The sequence below is a fragment of the Streptococcus caprae genome, assembly GCF_042649745.1.
GTDB classification, from domain to species: domain Bacteria; phylum Bacillota; class Bacilli; order Lactobacillales; family Streptococcaceae; genus Streptococcus; species Streptococcus caprae.
Map to the genome: position 1 here is coordinate 247,509 of NZ_JBHRZV010000049.1, position 18,988 is coordinate 266,496.

The window sequence follows — 18,988 nt, forward strand, 5'->3', positions numbered from 1 at the left end:
CCTCAAGGTGGCTGACCGTCAGGACTCTCAGGAAATGCTTAAGACGCCTGATGCGGCAGACATCACCCAGGCTGGACGGGCCTACCTCCAAGTCGGCAACAACGAAGTCTATGAACTCTTCCAGTCAGCTTGGTCGGGGGCGGATTACCAGCCTGAGAAGGACCAGCAGGGCATCGAGGACCAGACCATCTACGCCATCAATGACCTAGGCCAATACGAGATCCTCAACGAAGACCTATCGGGTCTGGAACAAGTCGAGGACATCCGCCAGGTGCCGAGTGAGCTGGATGCCATCGTCGAGAACCTCAAAGCCCTGACCGAACGTCTGAACATCAAGGCCCTGCCACAGCCCTGGTTGCCACCGCTGGAGGAGAGGATCTATGTGCAGGATTTGCGACCTGAACCCTTCACAGAGCTCTGGGGCAAGTCAAAAGGCTACGTGGCCAAGGTCGGGATTGTCGATATCCCGAGCCAACAAACCCAGCGTGAGCTGGAACACGACTTCGAAAAGGATGGACATATCGCTCTCTTCTCAAGTCCTGGTATGGGTAAATCAACTTTCTTACAGACGCTTGTAATGGATTTAGCTCGCCAAAAGACACCAGAAGAACTTCATTTCTACCTTATTGATTTTGGAACAAACGGATTACTTGGCTTAAGAGAGCTTCCTCATATTGCAGATTATGTCATGCTTGAAGATGTAGAAAAAATAACTAAATTAGCCAAACGTTTAATAGATGAAGTCAGAGAACGTAAAAAGCTATTCGGAAAATACTCTGTTGCTAGTCTATCAATGTATGAGCGTCTATCGGGGCAAAATTTACCTCGCATTGTGTTAATGGTTGATAATTATGATGCCTTGAAAGGGACACCAATTGAAACAATTGTTGATAATCTTTTCTTATTACTCTCTCGTGAAGGTGCAAGTCTAGGTCTATTCATTTGTATTACAGCTGGTCGCCAAGGTGCAATGAGAGCAAACCTTTACACTAATTTTAAACGAAGATTTGCCTTGAAACTTACAGATGAGTCAGAAGCCCGTACTATCGTAGGACGTTCATCTCATGTTTTAGAGGAAATTACAGGTCGTGGTTTAGCCATGATAGATGAACCTGAAATCTTCCAAGTATCTTTACCGAGTAGAGGTGAAGAAATGGTGGATATCATTGAAAGTATACAATCTGAAGCTCGATTTATGTCTGAGAATTGGACTGGGAATACTCCAGAAGGAATTCCGGTAGTACCAGAACAGATTTTACCCGAAGTATTTTTGGAGAGATCCGATACGAAGAAAGCTCTTAATAAACGTGAAATTCCTATTGGAATAGAATTTGAAAATGTTCAACTCATTTCTCTTTCTATGGAGCGGTTTAAACATTTATTTGTTATGACGGAAAAAGAGATTCCAAGGCTGGTTGTCTTTGGTCATCTTCTCAGAATGATGATTGCAACTTATTCAGAATCAAGTATGGTACTACTAGATTTAGAAGATGAATTTGCTCAATATAGTGGCCTTGTCGGTGATTACTATCATAGTGAATCTGAATACAAAGACTATATTGAAGAGCTGAAAGAAATGGTCTTATCTGCACGTCGAGATAAGAGAGAGTTGAATCAAGTGATTGTGATCACTGATTTGTCTGTTTTCTTATCTAAGACAGGTATTTCTGATAATGATTTCATCATGATTTATGAAGAAGGCCAAAAGGTTGGACTGCATTTAATCTACTTTGTCTCAAAAGCTTCTACACAGTTGATGAGTCCAATTTTACGTTATTTAAAAACTAAAGTTGATATCGGTGTTCTTGCTACTAAGTTGACTGGTCAATCTTTCTTTACACGGAGTTCAACGGGTCCTGAACCAGAGTTATTAAATGATGAGATTTATTGGCACCAGAGAGATGCTCAGACAAAATTAAAAATTTCTAGAGAAGAGGACTAATCATTATGGAAGAGAAAAAAATTAATTTAGAAGGATACTTACAGGCTCGAAATGAGCGTAAGGTTGCTATCATATCGTCTATTATATTCTTTATTATATATGCGATTGCAGCGTTTGTTTTAGCGTTTAAAATGGCTAGATACTTTACCTTTTTATCGGTTGGTAATATAACCATTGTTGCTATTACAGTGTTGGTCTTATTGCCACCGATTACCTTGGTTCATCAAGTTGAAAAGCAATGCCCAGAATGGAAACAGGAATCTTCTAAAAAAGTTTCCTTATCGCAAAATTTTATAACAAAAACGTTATTGATTTTTCTAGGATTTGGGTTAGTATTAGCCTTCCTCTTTACCCAAGCCTTGTCTGCTGTTCATGAACCAGCAAAGACAAGTATCTACCATATTCCCAATGACACAACGACTACCATTAGTGAATTGCCAAGCTTAAAAAAAGAGTAGTAGGAGGAAACTATAATGTCGGATGCAACAGACGCTGCCTTATTATCTAGTATAAATTCATTAAAAGATAAACGTGCAAAGTACCAGAGAGTTAAAAATGCTATATCTTCAAATAGTCTAAGTTATAAGCGTAATTTATCTAATTTAAAAAGTTATATTGATCACTGCAAAAATTTGATAGAGTTAATTGATGGCAATGTGGGCTATGCTTATCTGGCTAATTTTCGTTCAAAATTGCAAGAAGATAAGGATACTTTACAAGAATACTATGACTATTGTACAGATGCTAACGCTTCTTTTGTAGACTTATACAATACTCTTGACACAAAAATAAGTCAGTTAAACACATCGATTTCTCAGAAAAAGTCTGCCTACAATGATGGCAAACCATTATGGGAATGGATTTGGTAATTAGGGAGGAACTATGGACAAAAATATTAATACCATTGATAGTCAGTACACGAGTTCAACCGTTGACTATAACGATGCTGATTTATCTACAGTCATTTCAAATTTAAAAGCCACCATTACCAGTTTAGAAAATGTAAAAGCTGGTTTGACTGGGATGGTTGCATATGAGTCTACTTGGAAGGGAAAAAGTAAGGCAACATATGGGGATTTGAAACATTTTTTAACGCTATATCAAGAGGACTATCTCTCAAGCGTAAAAAAATTGAAGGAGACTGCGACAGGTTTAGAAACCTTACTTGAAGATATCCCAAGCGCAACTGTTTTGAAGGAGATTGATAACGCATGATACTAACCCTAGAAGCTATTTACCTTTTGCATCTTTTAAATGGATTTTCAGACCCTTTAGTATTTTTATCTTTGCCTAATCCTGAAAGCCTTGAACTTAAGGAACTCCTTAAAAAAACAGTAGATCAGGGTTATTATGATTTACAAAAGGCGGGCCTACTTGAGGATAATGAGATTACTGAGGAAGGTGCAAAACTAGGCTATTATCTCAAAGAGTATGCAGAAAATGGATATCATTATGCTGTAGATAACGCTTACTTTATTGCACCACAAGTGGATGATTATAAACGGATGTCCGTCGTTATCAAGCAAATTGAAGAAAAGTCATATTTTGTCGATCGCGTGAGTAGTGCTTTATTATGGGCCTACTTGCTAGAAGGTCATAAAATGCTCCATCATATCGAAGATAAGATGAAGGATTATACCTATTATGACTGGAAACCCTATTCACACTTGAGGCTGATGGTCAAGAGTGGTGACAGTGACGGTCTCCGAATAACGACCTTAGTTCAAGGTCAGTTGCTTGATGATACCTTATATTATCTTAATCAAAACAGTTATTATGAGTATGATATGATAGCAGAGCAACAACGCTCTATTGATCATGAGGACCTGTTTCCGAGGCTCATTGAAAAAGGGAAAGTGAGGATATAGTATGGCAGAAGAAATTGCAATCTCCTTATCTGATCAAGAACAAATTATGTCTCATGCTATGACTCTAGTTGAGGAGACCACAAATGCCGTAACAAGTATCTCTGCGGCGATTGAAGCCTACAAGACCTTGTCTAGTCAAGGATCCTTCCATGATATTTATCTAGGTGATGGGAATGATGGTTTTGCTCGTTTTATTCTAAAAGCTCAAGATTTGGTTACGTTGGCCGAGGTTATGTACACCCATGTTGAAACAACCTACAAAACCATGATAGATGTGGATAAGGTACTAGGTGTCCGTATCGCCAACAATTATTATCTTAACAATCCGTCCGCTAGTTCAGAAGAAAAACAGTATATCAGGGATCATCCAGAGGAAGCCTTGAAGGCGATTCAAGAGGCCTATGGGCTTTCTGAGAAACCTTAATAGGAGGATTTATGACAACATATTATAGCAACGAGTCGGACTTTCAAACAAAATCCTCCCTAGATGCTCAGTCTAGTCTTGTGACGACGATGTTAACAGACATTGATGATACCGGTGCGACAGTCCTCTCAGAAGGCCTGTCACATCTGTATGCAGCCAAGGGTGATGCAGTGCTAGGTGCTAATAAGACCAGCACGGCCTTCACAGAGGCAGTCACTCGTGTGGAGACCATGTTAGCGAGTGCAGACCGGATTCACAAGGAGGTCCTTCAAAATATTGACAGTAAACTGGTAAAGGGTTTAGATTTAGCCTTTGAGAGTTTGAACCAAGTCAATAGTAAAAAGAATCCCTATAAAACGGTTAGTAAATATGACCGAACCTCAACCTATACTACCTATGACAGTTCCAGCAACTATAATCTTTATGCTAGTTCAAATTCTTATTCAACCCAAACTATCACGACTAAGGATACCTACACCCTTGATGAGGTATTGGCTACTAGTGGAAGTCCTATTCAGGCTGTAAAGGATACCTATAAGCGCCGTCTCGAGAGTGCCAAGCAGTCTATCAAATCAGCGGATGACCTAAGTCAGGCTAAGATTGATGAGTTATCTAAGATGAGTGATGAGGAACTGTTAGAGACCTTCTATCCACGCATTACTTCGGATAATGAATACAGTCGCATCAAGGCTAGTACTTATCAAGAAGTACACAAGAATGAGTTAGGGATTCTCGAGACTGGTGCGGATATTTTAGCAGGTCTAACCTTTGCCATCTCCACCGTTTTAATCCCGGTTACGGGAGGCGCAACGATTCCCTTGGCCGTAGCGAGTGGGAGTTATGTGATTGGGAGTTCGACCTATTCTGCGGTGACAGGGAATACGATGATTTCTGGTACGCAGTTAACTACGACTGAGCGAGTGATCGCAGGTGTTGAGGCTTTGACGACTCTAGTGACTTTGGGCAGTACGAGTGTAGGGAGTGGTGCGCTCAAGGTTAGTGAGGGGACAGCCAAGGTAATCAACATCACTGGTAAGGTTGGGAACGCAGTTGATGAGGTTTCTGAACTTGGTCAGCTGGGTTATGGGCTTTATAACGGCGATGGTGCGAGTGCGATTTTGAACTACGGAGTCGGTAAGAGCTTGGACATTGGCCTTGGTAAGGTTGCCAAGAACTTTGAGGTTAAGGTTGATGCTTCGACGAACACAGGGAAAGTGGCCCTTGATGGTGTAGATATTCCTAAGGTAAAAAAAGATACTCGAACAACAGTTGAAATTATTGATGAAAAACTACAAGAACTTGGCATGACATGGGCCCGATTTGATGAACTACGTAATACACGAGTTACTGAAATGAATGCAATGGATTATATTAAAATGAAGTATATCCGTGAAGCCATCCCAAATCCGACCGCAGATACCGTGATGCAGAAGATTATGCCTGTGACATCTGAGCATTGGGAAACAGGTGAATTAGTCGATAGTGCTGCGGAAATGTTTAATAGTCCAAAAGCAACTGTTAAAGGCTTTGTTTCAAAACGTGAGGAGGTCAAAAATATCAATAATATTATAGAGGCTATCGAAGGATTGCGTTTAGATTATGAGGGATCACCTTTTGTCGAAACCACTATTGATGCAAATGGTAACCGAGTAGCTGTCCGAGACGTAGATGGAAACCTGGTTTTAAAAACAGATGCCTACTTACGTCTTGTCTATACCACCGAAAATCCAGACTATATGTATATCCCATATGCTAACCAAAACGGAGAAGCTCTCGACGGTGCTGGTAATGTCATTATCAATCCTAATACTGGGAAACCATTTACACTAGATGACCCAGCATCTGGGCACGGTTTCATTAAGTCTGATTCTGGAGAGTACCTTGTTCCAGAGTATCGAGTAAATGGCGAAGCACAGTTAAAACGAGGTTCCCAATTATTCCTACATGTTGGGAATGATAAAGTATTAGTTGGTGAGGTAAATAGGCAGGGAGTAATGATGTATGTAGAAGGAGTAACAGAATGAATCAAAGTTATATTGTTTATAATGGTAAGGTATATACTTCATTTGACTCAACCACCACTGGGTGCTATCTTTTATCAAGTGATGAATCAAAATTGAACGAAGGATACGAGCCATATAAAACAACTCTGGAAATGTTATATAGAAAATTTGTTCCTAATGAAGAAATTGAGCAAAAGTACCAAGTTTATGATATGGCACTCATCGATGGGCGAGAATACGATATTCATAATTATGGGGATAAGCACTTCACTGAGCCAGATTCATTTATTCAGATTAGCACAGATCATATTGAGCTGTTGAAGAAACATAATTGGACCGATGGTGCTTATGTTATCTACGATAAATATGGAACTGAATACGTTTCAGGCAAAATCCCAGCTTCTGAAGTCGCCATCATCCGTCGCCGAAAAATTCTACCAATAGAGGGGAAATAAATGAAACCAATTGTTTTTACTATTACTAGTCAGCGTGCATTGACGATTGGTAATCTACTGCAAAGTGAACTTTTCGAGTGTGCTTCTGTAGCAGCTAAGGATACGAGCAGTCAACCATCTGCGGATTCACTGATTTCTGACTTTGGTTCCGTTCTCTTTGGGGTTAAAGGTCAGTCTAGTTTTGGTTTTCGTCTGTCCTTTGATGGGAAAACCTATCAACTTTCTATCTCACCTTTTGCAACGCCATCTGACTGGACTGGGGCTATCTTTTTTCTCAAGATGTTGCTGGCGATTTTGGAAGCTGACTCCTGCCAACTGCGTGGAATGAGCTACACTGTAGATACGATTGATTCTTTCAATTTCAATTCTATGGTGCTCAATGGAATTTCCACCATTGCCAAGACACTCCAAGAGAACCCGCAAATTCAGCTGGATGGGGTTCATCGTCCAATTTATATCAATCAGCTGTATTTCGGACAGATTGTCCATGTACCTGATGACCAGTTGTTAGTTGGTTATGACCAACGTTTCAAGCTGACGCAGCAAATCAATGCCTATTACTCTGAGCAACAAATCTTCACTATAAAAAGTGAAGAAGAGGAATATGTTTTTCCTGTCAACTATCTTAATAGTGAAGTTCTAACGGTTCTTCCAGCTAAATCTGAGTTGACATTAGAAAATTTACGGCAGTTTGGGGACAAAAAGAATCTGGAAGCTAGACTCTTTATCATAAATTCAGCGGGAAATAAACTAGCAGAAGTTCCTTACAATCAATTCTTAGAATCGCTCTCAGAAGGTATTTTCATGTTAGATGCTAAATACGTTGTTGTGGAACCATTCAATTCTAAACTAGAACAGGTACTATCTCCCTTTAGATGAGATTATATATAAATTAGCCTCCTTGTGAGGCTTTTCTTATAAAGTTAGAAGCTCTGCTATTTCCCTGAAAAAACAACTCCCTTAACCAAATCCTCAAACTCCGCAAGGCTCAGATAGAAAGCAAGGAAGTGCGGGAGTCGTCGCTCTTTCGTCCCCACTATGTGGTGCTGGTGACGGATGAGAAGTTGATCATGGACCATGTCATCATGGAGTTCTTCACGGAGGATCCAACCGAGCTTGGGTGTTCCCTGATCTTCGTCGAGGATGTCCTCTCTAGCCTGTCTGAGATTGTCAAGACCATCGTGACCATCAAGGACCGCAATACCGGTCAATTGGTCATCGAAGAGGGGAACCTGGTTGAGCAGGACTTTAGCCTGGACCACTTCCCAGCTGACTATGACAAGGAAGGCCTGCCACGGCGCCTCGCGCCCCTCAATCACTTGGAGAATCTCAAGTCCTCCATCCCTGATGTAGTAACCTTTATGGAACTCTACGAGGCAGAGGACTTTGAAGACCTCCACGTGCCCCAGCGTTGGGAGAAGAACGCCCCTTACAAGTCCTTGGCGGTGCCTCTGGGTCTGCGGGGACAAGGGGACATCGTCTCCCTCAACCTTCATGAGAAGGCCCACGGGCCTCACGGTCTGGTGGCGGGGACGACGGGGTCTGGTAAGTCTGAGATTATCCAGTCCTATATCCTGTCTCTCGCGGTTAACTTCCACCCCCACGATGTGGCCTTTCTCCTCATCGACTACAAGGGTGGTGGGATGGCCAACCTCTTTAAGGACCTGCCTCACTTGCTTGGGACCATCACCAACTTGGATGGTGCCCAATCCATGCGGGCCCTGGTTTCCATTAATGCGGAGCTCAAGCGCCGTCAGCGCCTCTTCTCCCAGTATGAGGTCAACCACATCAACCAGTACCAGAAGAAGTACAAGCTGGGCGAAGTGCCTGAGCCCATGCCCCATCTCTTCTTGATTTCGGATGAATTTGCGGAGCTCAAGGCCAACCAACCCGACTTTATGACCGAGTTGGTGTCGACCGCCCGTATCGGACGGTCCCTGGGGATTCACCTGATTCTGGCGACCCAAAAACCCGCTGGGGTGGTCAATGACCAGATCTGGTCTAACTCCCGGTTCAAGCTGGCTCTCAAGGTGGCTGACCGTCAGGACTCTCAGGAAATGCTTAAGACGCCTGATGCGGCAGACATCACCCAGGTTGGACGGGCCTACCTCCAAGTCGGCAACAACGAAGTTTATGAACTCTTCCAGTCAGCTTGGTCAGGGGCAGATTACCAGCCTGAGAAGGACCAGCAGGGCATCGAGGACCAGACCATCTATGCCATCAATGACCTAGGCCAATACGAGATCCTCAACGAAGACCTATCGGGTCTGGAACAAGTCGAGGACATCCGCCAGGTGCCGAGTGAGCTGGATGCCATCGTTGAGAACCTCAAAGCCCTGACCGAACGCCTGAACATCAAGGCCCTGCCACAGCCTTGGTTGCCACCGCTGGAGGAGAGGATCTATGTGCAGGATTTGCGACCTGAACCCTTCACAGAGCTCTGGGGCAAGTCAACAGGCTACGTGGCCAAGGTCGGGATTGTCGATATCCCGAGCCAACAAACCCAGCGTGAGCTGGAACACGACTTTGAGAAGGATGGCAACATCGTCCTCTTCTCAGGTCCAGGAATGGGGAAATCCACTTTCCTTCAAACCATTATCATGGACCTGGCCCGTCAAAAGACTCCAGAAGAACTTCATGTCTATCTCATGGACTTTGGGACCAATGGGCTCTTGCCTCTGCGTCGTTTGCCACATGTGGCTGATAGCTTTATGTCTGATGAGGATGAAAAGCTCGTCAAGTTTATGACACGTATCCAAGAGGAAGTCAAACGGCGTAAACAACTCCTCAGTTCACATGCCGTCTCTAATATCACTCTGTATGAACGGATGACAGGGGAGACCTTGCCACGACTCTTCTTAGTGCTGGATGGTTATGAGGCAGTTCGCGAAGCCAAACTCATGAATGAACTGGATGCCTTCCTGCAAAACATCTCTCGAGATGGCTTGTCTGTCGGAATTCAACTCATGCTTACGGCTGGACGTTTTGGGATTATTCGTCCGCAACTCCTAGCTAGCATCAAGACACGGATTTCTTTAAAGCTGATGGATGATAGTGAAGTGAAATCCATCGTTGGACGGACTAGCTTAACCATTGAGGACATCCCAGGACGTGGTTTGATTTCAGTGGATGAACCAGAGAGTTTCCAAGTGGCCTTGGCCGCTAAAACGGCATCTGACCTTGACTTAATCGAAGCCCTTTAAGCAGAGGTTGAGGCCATGAGTCAAGCCTGGACCGGTGAGCGACCAAAAGCGATTCCGATAATCCCTGAAGAGCTTACCTTTGAGGAGTTTAGTCATAAGGCCAGCGTTCAAGAAGCAGTCCAACAAGGACAACTTCCTCTTGGTCTAGACTTCCAAGATGTAGAGAGTGTTGGCATTCGATTAGATCGCTTGAAGCATATCTTGATCTTCGGAGAGCAACGCCTTGCAACCTATCGTGTATTGAAACATTTATTGGAGTTCTCTTTCTCTTTATTTACCAAAAAAGAACTTACTTTAATTGATATGACTGGTGATTTTATCGGTTATCAAACGTTTGTTTCTAATTATATAGAGGTGACACAACTCGAAAATGTAGAACATCAATTATTATTTGAATTAGAAAAACGAAAGAAAACTGGAATACTTACAGACCACTTCATTCTGATTACTGATTTATTAACTTTTATTGAGCAGAGTAAGATATCTTTTAATCAGTTTATGAAGTTGTATCAAGAAGGACCTAAACATGGACTCCATCTGGTGATGTGTTCTCAAAAAACTGAACTGTTAAAGACAGATTTGTTAATTAAGCAGATACGTGAAAATATTAGTACAGCTATTGTGACGCAACGTCTCTATGATCAAGGGCTCGTTCAACATGGGATGAATAGTCGAGAAGAACATTTAAAATCAGATGAAATCTATTACTATGACGAGGGAGTTCTTCAAAAACTTAAAATCAGTAAGCAGGTGATTGAATGAAGAAGATGTTAAAAAAATTATTAATAAGTCTATTAGGAGGAATCATCATGACAGGTATGTTAATAGGTTGCCATCACTCAAAATCGGTTGAAGAGGAATTACAACCTATGTTTGAGATATTGGATAAGCAGGAAATTGAATTAAATAATGTTAGCTTGATAAAAGACTCTTTTCATGTTTATAATGTTAATCAGAGCATATCTTTTCTTCAATTTAATTTAGAGGATAATTTAGACAACTCCTTGTCAGGAACTTTTTTTAAAGAGAATTCTGAAGAGAGAGTAGAGGATAAAGTTTTATATACCAATAATGAATTACATTTCGAGTCACTGGACAATCGTTCTGAGAAATTATTTTTTCAAGAATTTCATTTTTCCAAGGAATATTTTAAAAGTTTGCAAAATGAGGGAGAATCAGACTCTGTTGAACGATATGAAAAAATCATAAAATATCGGGAAAAGATTCATTCAACATACAGTAAGAAATTAATAAAAGAATATTCTTTGTCTAAAGATAGCGATATTACAGTAAAAGTTGAAAAATTGAGTGGAGAATCTACGAATTTTAGATACATATTGACTTATTCTTTATATGATGCATCGGCCTCAATTGAATTACGGAGAATTTTAGTAATAAAAATGGAGGAACAATAGTGTTAAATGAAGAATCATTAAAAAGACGTATAAATGTTTCTGCCGAGATATCGGATTCGGTATATGAGTTTGAAAATTATTACACTTCTAGTCCTAAGGATGGACTATTAAGTGAAGAGGATAAAAATAATTTTCTTCTAAAATTGGAAACTGAGATGGTTGAAAGAAACGCCTCTCTCCCCTCTGGTACTCACCTAGTTGATTACCACTATGATGAGCGTTTGGGGGTTGCGGCTATCGCGGTGGCAGATGATGTGACAGGAGAGACTTATATCGCCTATGCGGGAACGAACGTAAAGGCTGATGGTCTAAAAGATGTTGCCGCTGATGGTGCTATTGGTTTAAATAATAGTATCTATCTTAGAAATGTAGAAAATAGTGCGACGTCATTTTATGAACGAGTCCAACGGACGGGCGCAAATATCACAGTTACGACAGGACATTCTTATGGAGATTTCTTGGCAACACGAACGGCAATCGTTGAACAGACACCCTATAAATTCGGTTACCAAGGTGCTCCTCAATCAGTTAGTACTGCAACCTATTTTGAACTGTTTTATGATAGTCTTATTGAAGAAGGTTACTATACCAAGGCAGAGTCAGATCGGTTAGTTGTGCTGGCTCAGGCAGAAGATGCTAGAGTCAAGGAGTTAATTACTAACTACTCTGGTTATGCCGTAACATTTTCAACAACAGCTGATGTTTTGACAAATGCTTTGTGGGAACAAGGAGAGGGTGAAATCGGTTTTGGGGGGCAAGCAGTTGTGAATGGGAGGAATGTCGAGCCCCTTGCTAATGGTTTGTTGAAATTAGCCTCATCCATATATGATAATACAGAGCTTAAACCGATTTATGTTGGTAATGTCATTGCTATCGATGTCCCTATTCAACATGATATGACAGCCTACAAAAATAGTATGGAAACCATGTACTATACGGAAGTAGCAGTATTTACGGAATTGAATAGTGTTGACTTTAACAGGGATGGCTCTGCAGAATTTCTGTTATCTCCAGAATATTTATCCAATACCTCTATTATTCCAGCTTGGTCAATGCTTGGCTTAGGAAGTGAGCTAAGTTTAGATACTGGTGCCTTAAGAGCTATTTCAACTAACCTTTCTGTAATTTCTTCATTTTTATCAGACCTTTATGTCTTAAATAGTCAAGCTTTAGTTGCAAATCAGCTAGTGATGGATGGAGTTGGTCAGCGTAAAGAAAGCTATAAAACCCTTATTTCAGATTATTTAGAATCTATTAGCTTGATTCAAGCGGTTAAAGATATAGATTCTGCTTATGGTGAGATTGTTGATTTAATGCCAACTCTATCGACAGTAATGGACTATAGCACTTATGATTTTTCACAACGTTTTGATAATTTAGGTGGGAGTTTATTTTATAGCTGGTATAAAGCTAATGGTTCCTCTTGGAATTATGGATCAGTTGTGGGTGCGATAGATACGTTACAATTATACTCAGGTTTATTGAATACTGTGGGAAGTAATAACTCAGACGCTCAACCAAGTTTGTTAGCAGGAATGTTTTCGTTAGGAACGCAGACAAATGTAGCTAGTAAGGGTGAGAAGTTATTGAACTCCTTCGAAGATGAAATTGAAGCTGTGACCAAGGGGTTAGGTAACAGAAGTGGTTATCAGGATGCTATTCCTCAAGCTATCAATGAAGTTCTTGAAGCCATACATCAAAATCTTCAAACATTAATTTTATGTGTTGACTACACTGTTTCTGTGACAAATACAATTATCACCTCAATGGAGGCAACGGATACTGCTCTTGCAGAGAAGATCACGACTCTGGATTTATCTAGTGTACCTAATGTAGATACTGTAGTCTATGGAGATTACTCCTCGTTTTTAGAGGTGACAGGGGTATTTGATGATATGAAAGTTATCAAAGCCTATGACGATCAAATTGATAAAAAGTCTAGTGAGTTAGCTGGTGTCATGTCAACGGAATTTACGTCATACTTGAACGAAGTCTCATCTGAAATTAGCTCTACTAATACAGTTTTATCTGGTGTTAGTGGTCAATGTGATAAGCTAATTTCTCAAATGGCTGATGATGTATACTATAAAAAATGGGGAGAGAAGGAAAAACATTTTTATGGAAACGTCGGAAGTTTCATTAGTATTTCGAGTACTATTAATTCGTTGAAATATGAAGTCTCTGTCATTGATACAGAACTAACAAAAGCCTCAACGACGATTAATACGACTGTGTCTTCTTTGGGGAATTTGTTTGAGCCATTCCGAAAAGGAGCGGAGGAAGCAATCTATGGCTTAAATGGACTGGAAGAGATTTTGAAATCACAAAAAATGATTTTAGAAGTTTTAGAAAATTTAAAAACTAGATTTACGGATATGCAAACTCAATTACTACAGAATAAAGGAGTTGCCGTTGAGGCACTAGGTTCAAAGATGAATGAAATTATCTCAACGATGAGTAATTCAGAGAAACTAATTGATGATTGCTTTGGAGAATAGGATTAACGCCTTCGGGCGTTTTTCCATAATGTCAAAGATATGGCAAAAGATATAGCATATGATTTGATTGATGACTCTGTTGGAACTGTAAAAAAGCTGGGAAAGCGATAATAAAAACGGTTGATGATGTCGTAGGTTCAGTTTCAGACGGCCTTTCGGATTGGATGAATGGTGCAGCTGATACTGTTGGTGGTTGGTTCGGATAGTGAGGTAAACATGAAAAAAACAATATTTAATGCTTCATTTGAGGAAAGTGTCAATCTGGTGAAGGACGAGTATATTGAGTTATTGCATATAGAGGCGGATAAAAAGAAAATAATAAAAAAAATACTTGGTGGATTATTTATTTTGTTGCTTATGCTTATTTTTCTTGTTATTAGTTATTTTTTAGATAAAGAGCATTTAAAATTTTTAGGGATGAGTCCGATTTTTCCAACATTTATATTTTTAATATTTGGAATTCTATATTTTTGTTTATATATTTTAGATATCTTTAAAATAAGAAATAAAAAAATATTAAGTTATTATTTCTAAATGAAAAGGTTTTCAATTCTTTCGTTTTTATTTGGGTGTCAGGCATTTGTGTTTTCAACTTCTCTCACTTCTTCAATAATAAAAGGAATTTGGTCTTTCATAATATACGGAATTCTTATTATATTTGTTTTGGTTGAAAGATACTTTTCAATCAAAAATTCTATTTTAAAAATGATAAATCATACAAAAGAGTCTAAGTTTTCAGTTTTGCAGGCCTCTGAACATTTTGCTAAATTTTCAAAGATCTATGGTGGTTTAATAATTGGCTTAATAGCATTACTGAGATTTTTTTCTCTGCTAATTTTAATTCAAATGATTTATTTAGATCAATTTGTATATTGTTTTTACCTTTCATGGTTTTGTTAGAGATTTATTTTACATTAGCTTTATGGGAAGATAACTTCCAAGGCTATTACATTGAAAAATATATGGAAGAGTATCGTCAATTATTGAACTATTCAATCAAAGATTGGTATGGTCCTAAGTCTAAGAAGTATAAGGAAGAGAGTTGTTCGAACAGTCAGTAGAGTTTTTCAAAGTGGCTATCCTAACGCCTTCGGGCGTTTTTCCATATCTTAGATCTTTAGAGTTGCCCTTTCTTTCATGGTATAATAAGCCTATCAACAGTCCTTTGAAAACTCTATATAAGGCTCTGCTATTTTCCAAAACCTACAACCAAGTAGGAGAGTGACATGGGATTGCTTATGATGTGAAAACAAGACAAGGATTTATGACGAATCCGGCAGTTGCTTTAAATCGACGGCTTGTAGCCTCTGCTCAATTCTCTATCTGGCTGTAGCCTTCTGGTCCTGTAACGTGGCCTTTCCTGCATCGGCTAACAGGGGTGGTGGGATGGAAGTGCCCCAGTCTCGGCTTGGTTTGATGGATTAGGTTCAGTGTTTAGTTAAAGGTAAAATGTATGAAAATCAAATTAGGGAGCTATTTTGTCGTCGGTGGTTTTGGTCAGAAGTCTGTTTTTATTAGCAAAGATTACAAATTGCCCTATTATGTCAGCACCAAAGAGCTTGAAACAAAAGGTGCGGGCTTATCGACTCCTGCGGGAGCTACGTTTGCAGTGACGGTACTGCTACGTTATATTGATTTGCAAAACAGACAAGCTAATTTATTTTTATTAGTGCTTGGGCTTCTAATGATCTATTTTTCGGTTGAGTGGATTTTTAGAGGTTTAAAAATCGCTGGTTTTGAAATTTGTTCCTGCTCTGCTATTTCCTACAGAATACTGAAAAATTCCCTTGTTTCCCATGAAAGATATGCTATAATAAAACTATTGTATTACAAGAGGGAAACAAAAGATGAAAAAGTGGTCTAGTTTGCTAGTCTGTATGGCGATGATGCTGGTTCAGCCAGTGGTTCTAGCCGATGAATTGATGGATATTACAAGGGCAGCCGGTTATGAGGTTAGTGATGTGAATCGTCCCAAGGCTTCTATTGTGATTGAAGGGATCACGGGCGAAATTTTATGGCAGGATAATATCGATGAGCAACGAGACCCTGCTAGTATGAGTAAGGCTATGACGCTTTATATGGTTTATGAGGCCATGGAACAGGGGCTCTTCTCTGAAGATACGGTTGTGACAGCTACTCCGACAGATCAAGCTATTGGGAGCATCTATGAGATTTCCAATAATAAAATTATTGCGGGAGTTGATTACACGGTTTCTGAGTTGATTACCATGACCATTGTACCGTCGTCGAATGTGACGACCTTAATGTTGGCTCGCTTAATTGAACCAGATCCAGATGTCTTTTTAGATAGGATGAATGCTAAGGCTGAGGAGCTGGGGATGAGCAACACCACTTGGAATACGGCCACGGGAGCGATTGCATCAGCTTTTCAGGGCTATTATGCTCCAACACGTTATGATAATTCTTTGCCCAACCAGACAACAGCACGGGATTTAGGGACGCTCATTTATCAGTTTACAACCAAGTATCCGCAGGTTCTCGAGCATAGTCAGGGCACCTTTGTGACGGTTAAAGCTGGGACTCCATACGAAGAGACTTTTCAATCCTACAACCATTCCATGCCCGAAGATCCTTCTTATGGCTTGGAGGGGGTCAATGGCTTTAAAACGGGTTCTAGTCCGAGTGCTGGATTTAACTGTATCGTGACAGCAGACCGCGATGGCCAAAAGCGTATTGCTATTATCATGGGGGTCGGTGATTGGTCTGATCAAAATGGAGAATACTACCGCCATCCTTTTGTCAATGCTTTGTTGGAAAAGTCTTATACCGACTACCAATATGGCCTTGTCGCAAAAGCGGGAGAACAAGAGATTGATGGGAAGACCTATGAATTGAATACGGATTTTTATGGCGTTTCTTCTAAGGAAAGTCAACCATCCTTACAGGTCACTGACGGTCAACTTTCTGTCGCAAATGGCTTAGAGACCTTAAATGCTACCATTAAAGATGGTACTAAGATTGAGGAAAAACCTGCTAACGTTGTAGAGGCAGTCAAGTCCATTGTTAAAAAGCCTGGAAATAAAAAAGCCTGGTACCATCTTCTGTATGATAAGGGGCTAGTCCTCATTCCCCTATTTGGGATTCTCGCCTTACTAGTTGTTCTTGAACGCAAGAGTCAGCAAAAGCGTAAGGAAAAACGTCAACGTCCTTAACTAAAAATCGGGCTTCGTGCTCGATTTTTTCTGCCTTTACTAAGGACTTTTTTCTCAAAATTTGTTACAATGGCAAAAAGAAAAGGACTGTTGATGCAGTGTTAAAAATACAACTCTTAAGTGAGATGGAGACTATCAACAGTTAGAAAGCAGGTAAGTATGGAACGTGCGATTTTTGCAGGTGGATGTTTCTGGTGTATGGTGCACCCCTTTGAAGAGATGGATGGCGTTGCCTCAGTCCTCTCAGGTTATACGGCGGGTCATGTGCCAAATCCGACCTACGAGCAGGTCTGCAGCAAGACCACTGGTCACACGGAGGCTGTGGAGATTATCTTTGATCCGGAAAAGATTTCCTACCAGCAGTTGGTGGAGATTTATTGGGCCCAGACTGATCCGACCGATGCCTTTGGGCAATTTGAGGACCGCGGAGACAACTATCGCCCGGTGATTTTCTACACAACTGATGCTCAAAGGGCCATAGCAGAGCAGTCCAAGGCAGACTTGCAGGCTTCTGGACGTTTTGACCGACCGATTGTGACGACCATTGAACCAGCTCAGCCATTTTACCCGGCAGAGGACTACCATCAGGCCTTTTACCGGAAGAGTCCTCAGCGCTACGCTCTTAGCAGCCAACGCCGCAAGGCCTTTCTCGAGGAGAATTGGACATGAGACGCTCATTTTACGAATGGTTGATGAACCAACGCAACTCCAAATCCAATGCGCCAGTAGCTATCCTGGCTGACTTGGTCTTTGAGGAGTCCGACTTTCCCAAGCATACGGACGATTTTGACAAGGTTAGTAGATTCTTGGAAACAGATGCTAGCTTTGCATTTTCTATGGGTGACTTTGATCAGATTTGGCAAGATTATTTGGAGCATTGAAAATTTTACAGAGAAGGAGTATTGTGATTGCAAGAATTTTCAGTTGATATCAGTCTCACACATCCGGATGATGTGCTGAGTTTGTTTGGGACTAATGAGCGCCACCTCAAGTTAATCGAGGAGAATTTGGCGGTTATTATCCATGCTCGAACAGAACGGGTTCAAATTTTAGGAGATGATCAAGCAGCTGTTGAGACAGCACGTCTGACCATTGAAGCTCTCAAGGTCTTGGTGGGACGTGGTTTGGTGGTCAACACCTCTGATGTCGTGACAGCTCTGTCCATGGCCCAAGGCGGAAACATTGATAAGTTTGTCGCACTCTACGAAGAAGAAATCATCAAGGATAATGATGGCAAGCCGATCCGCGTCAAAACTCTAGGTCAGAAAGTTTATGTGGATAGTGTCAAAAACCATGATATCGTCTTTGGGATTGGACCTGCCGGGACTGGGAAGACCTTCCTGGCAGTGACCTTGGCAGTGACGGCCCTCAAGCGTGGTCAGGTTAAACGGATTATTTTGACCCGTCCAGCGGTGGAAGCAGGTGAAAGTCTCGGCTTCTTGCCTGGCGACCTCAAGGAAAAGGTAGACCCTTATCTGCGCCCTGTCTATGACGCCCTCTATCAGATTTTAGGAAAAGACCAGACGACCCGTCTTATGGAGCGGGAAACCATTGAGATTGCCCCTCTAGCCTACATGCGGGGGCGGACCCTGGATGACGCCTTTGTCATCCTCGATGAAGCGCAGAATACAACCATTATGCAGATGAAGATGTTTCTGACCCGTCTGGGGTTTAATTCTAAGATGATTGTCAATGGAGATATCAGTCAGATTGACCTGCCTCGCAAGGTCAAGTCAGGCTTGATTGACGCTTCTCAGAAACTTGGGCACATTAAACAGATTGATTTTGTGCATTTTTCTGCCAAAGATGTTGTCCGTCACCCAGTCGTGGCTGATATTATCAAGGCTTACGAGTCTGAAGAAGTGGAAAAAACTCAGGAAGAAACCCCAGATACCCCTGTTTCTGGCTTGACCCAGTATGAGGTTATTGGAGAACTGCCTAAGGAAGACTAATTATCAAAACTAAAGATTTCAAGTTCAAGGTGCTTAACCGCACTCATTTGAAGTT

17 protein-coding genes and 1 pseudogene are annotated in these 18,988 nt (G+C 41.0%); all 18 read left to right on the plus strand.

What is annotated here, in order from left to right; translation table 11 throughout:
- Positions 1 to 1,942: FtsK/SpoIIIE domain-containing protein (locus tag ACFORF_RS07465; RefSeq protein WP_380426907.1), on the plus strand; the 1,942-nt coding region annotated here is incomplete at its 5' end.
- Between the two features lie 5 nt (positions 1,943 to 1,947).
- Positions 1,948 to 2,400 carry a hypothetical protein gene (locus ACFORF_RS07470; protein ID WP_380426909.1) on the plus strand — a complete coding sequence of 151 codons (453 nt, stop codon included), beginning with the start codon at positions 1,948 to 1,950 and terminating at the stop codon, positions 2,398 to 2,400.
- A 15-nt stretch (positions 2,401 to 2,415) separates the two neighbouring features.
- Positions 2,416 to 2,811 carry a hypothetical protein gene (locus tag ACFORF_RS07475; RefSeq protein ID WP_380426910.1) on the plus strand — a complete coding sequence of 132 codons (396 nt, stop codon included), beginning with the start codon at positions 2,416 to 2,418 and terminating at the stop codon, positions 2,809 to 2,811.
- 13 nt (positions 2,812 to 2,824) lie between these two features.
- Complete coding sequence (locus tag ACFORF_RS07480; RefSeq protein WP_380426912.1) at positions 2,825 to 3,157, plus strand: hypothetical protein; 333 nt, start codon at positions 2,825 to 2,827, stop codon at positions 3,155 to 3,157.
- On the plus strand, positions 3,154 to 3,810 hold the full coding sequence (locus tag ACFORF_RS07485) for a DUF5081 family protein (protein ID WP_380426914.1): 657 nt from the start codon (positions 3,154 to 3,156) through the stop codon (positions 3,808 to 3,810). Before ACFORF_RS07480 ends, ACFORF_RS07485 begins: the two co-directional genes overlap by 4 nt.
- Before the next feature lies 1 nt (position 3,811).
- On the plus strand, positions 3,812 to 4,234 hold the full coding sequence (locus tag ACFORF_RS07490) for a hypothetical protein (RefSeq protein WP_380426916.1): 423 nt from the start codon (positions 3,812 to 3,814) through the stop codon (positions 4,232 to 4,234).
- Positions 4,235 to 4,245: 11 nt separating this feature from the next.
- Positions 4,246 to 6,258 carry a hypothetical protein gene (locus tag ACFORF_RS07495; RefSeq protein WP_380426918.1) on the plus strand — a complete coding sequence of 671 codons (2,013 nt, stop codon included), beginning with the start codon at positions 4,246 to 4,248 and terminating at the stop codon, positions 6,256 to 6,258.
- The gene (locus ACFORF_RS07500) at positions 6,255 to 6,692 is read left to right on the plus strand and encodes a hypothetical protein (RefSeq protein WP_380426920.1); all 438 of its coding nucleotides are present in this window, start codon (positions 6,255 to 6,257) and stop codon (positions 6,690 to 6,692) included. The genes ACFORF_RS07495 and ACFORF_RS07500 overlap by 4 nt, the downstream gene beginning before the upstream one ends.
- Entirely contained in the window at positions 6,693 to 7,571 is an 879-nt protein-coding gene (locus tag ACFORF_RS07505) for a DUF4299 family protein (RefSeq protein WP_380426922.1), read from the plus strand.
- A gap of 74 nt (positions 7,572 to 7,645) precedes the next feature.
- A pseudogene (essC, locus tag ACFORF_RS07510) lies at positions 7,646 to 10,657 on the plus strand (type VII secretion protein EssC); the annotation flags it as partial.
- Positions 10,658 to 10,704: 47 nt separating this feature from the next.
- Positions 10,705 to 11,310, plus strand: coding sequence for a hypothetical protein (locus ACFORF_RS07515; RefSeq protein ID WP_380426924.1), 606 nt, complete (start codon positions 10,705 to 10,707; stop codon positions 11,308 to 11,310).
- Positions 11,310 to 13,808 (plus strand): SA1320 family protein, encoded by a 2,499-nt coding sequence (locus ACFORF_RS07520; protein ID WP_380426926.1) that lies wholly within the window; start codon positions 11,310 to 11,312, stop codon positions 13,806 to 13,808. Before ACFORF_RS07515 ends, ACFORF_RS07520 begins: the two co-directional genes overlap by 1 nt.
- Before the next feature lie 216 nt (positions 13,809 to 14,024).
- Positions 14,025 to 14,342, plus strand: coding sequence for a hypothetical protein (locus ACFORF_RS07525; RefSeq protein WP_380426928.1), 318 nt, complete (start codon positions 14,025 to 14,027; stop codon positions 14,340 to 14,342).
- A gap of 919 nt (positions 14,343 to 15,261) precedes the next feature.
- A complete protein-coding gene (locus tag ACFORF_RS07530; protein WP_380426930.1) occupies positions 15,262 to 15,672 on the plus strand; it encodes a hypothetical protein in 411 nt (136 codons plus the stop codon).
- Positions 15,656 to 16,981 carry a DUF1958 domain-containing protein gene (locus tag ACFORF_RS07535; protein WP_380426932.1) on the plus strand — a complete coding sequence of 442 codons (1,326 nt, stop codon included), beginning with the start codon at positions 15,656 to 15,658 and terminating at the stop codon, positions 16,979 to 16,981. Before ACFORF_RS07530 ends, ACFORF_RS07535 begins: the two co-directional genes overlap by 17 nt.
- A 159-nt stretch (positions 16,982 to 17,140) precedes the next feature.
- Positions 17,141 to 17,650: a peptide-methionine (S)-S-oxide reductase MsrA gene (gene msrA, locus ACFORF_RS07540; RefSeq protein ID WP_380426934.1), complete on the plus strand. Its 510-nt coding sequence runs from the start codon at positions 17,141 to 17,143 to the stop codon at positions 17,648 to 17,650.
- Positions 17,647 to 17,862, plus strand: a complete 216-nt coding sequence (locus tag ACFORF_RS07545) for a YozE family protein (protein ID WP_380426935.1) — start codon at positions 17,647 to 17,649, stop codon at positions 17,860 to 17,862. Before msrA ends, ACFORF_RS07545 begins: the two co-directional genes overlap by 4 nt.
- A gap of 27 nt (positions 17,863 to 17,889) precedes the next feature.
- Entirely contained in the window at positions 17,890 to 18,933 is a 1,044-nt protein-coding gene (locus ACFORF_RS07550) for a PhoH family protein (protein WP_380426937.1), read from the plus strand.
- Positions 18,934 to 18,988 lie beyond the last annotated feature (55 nt).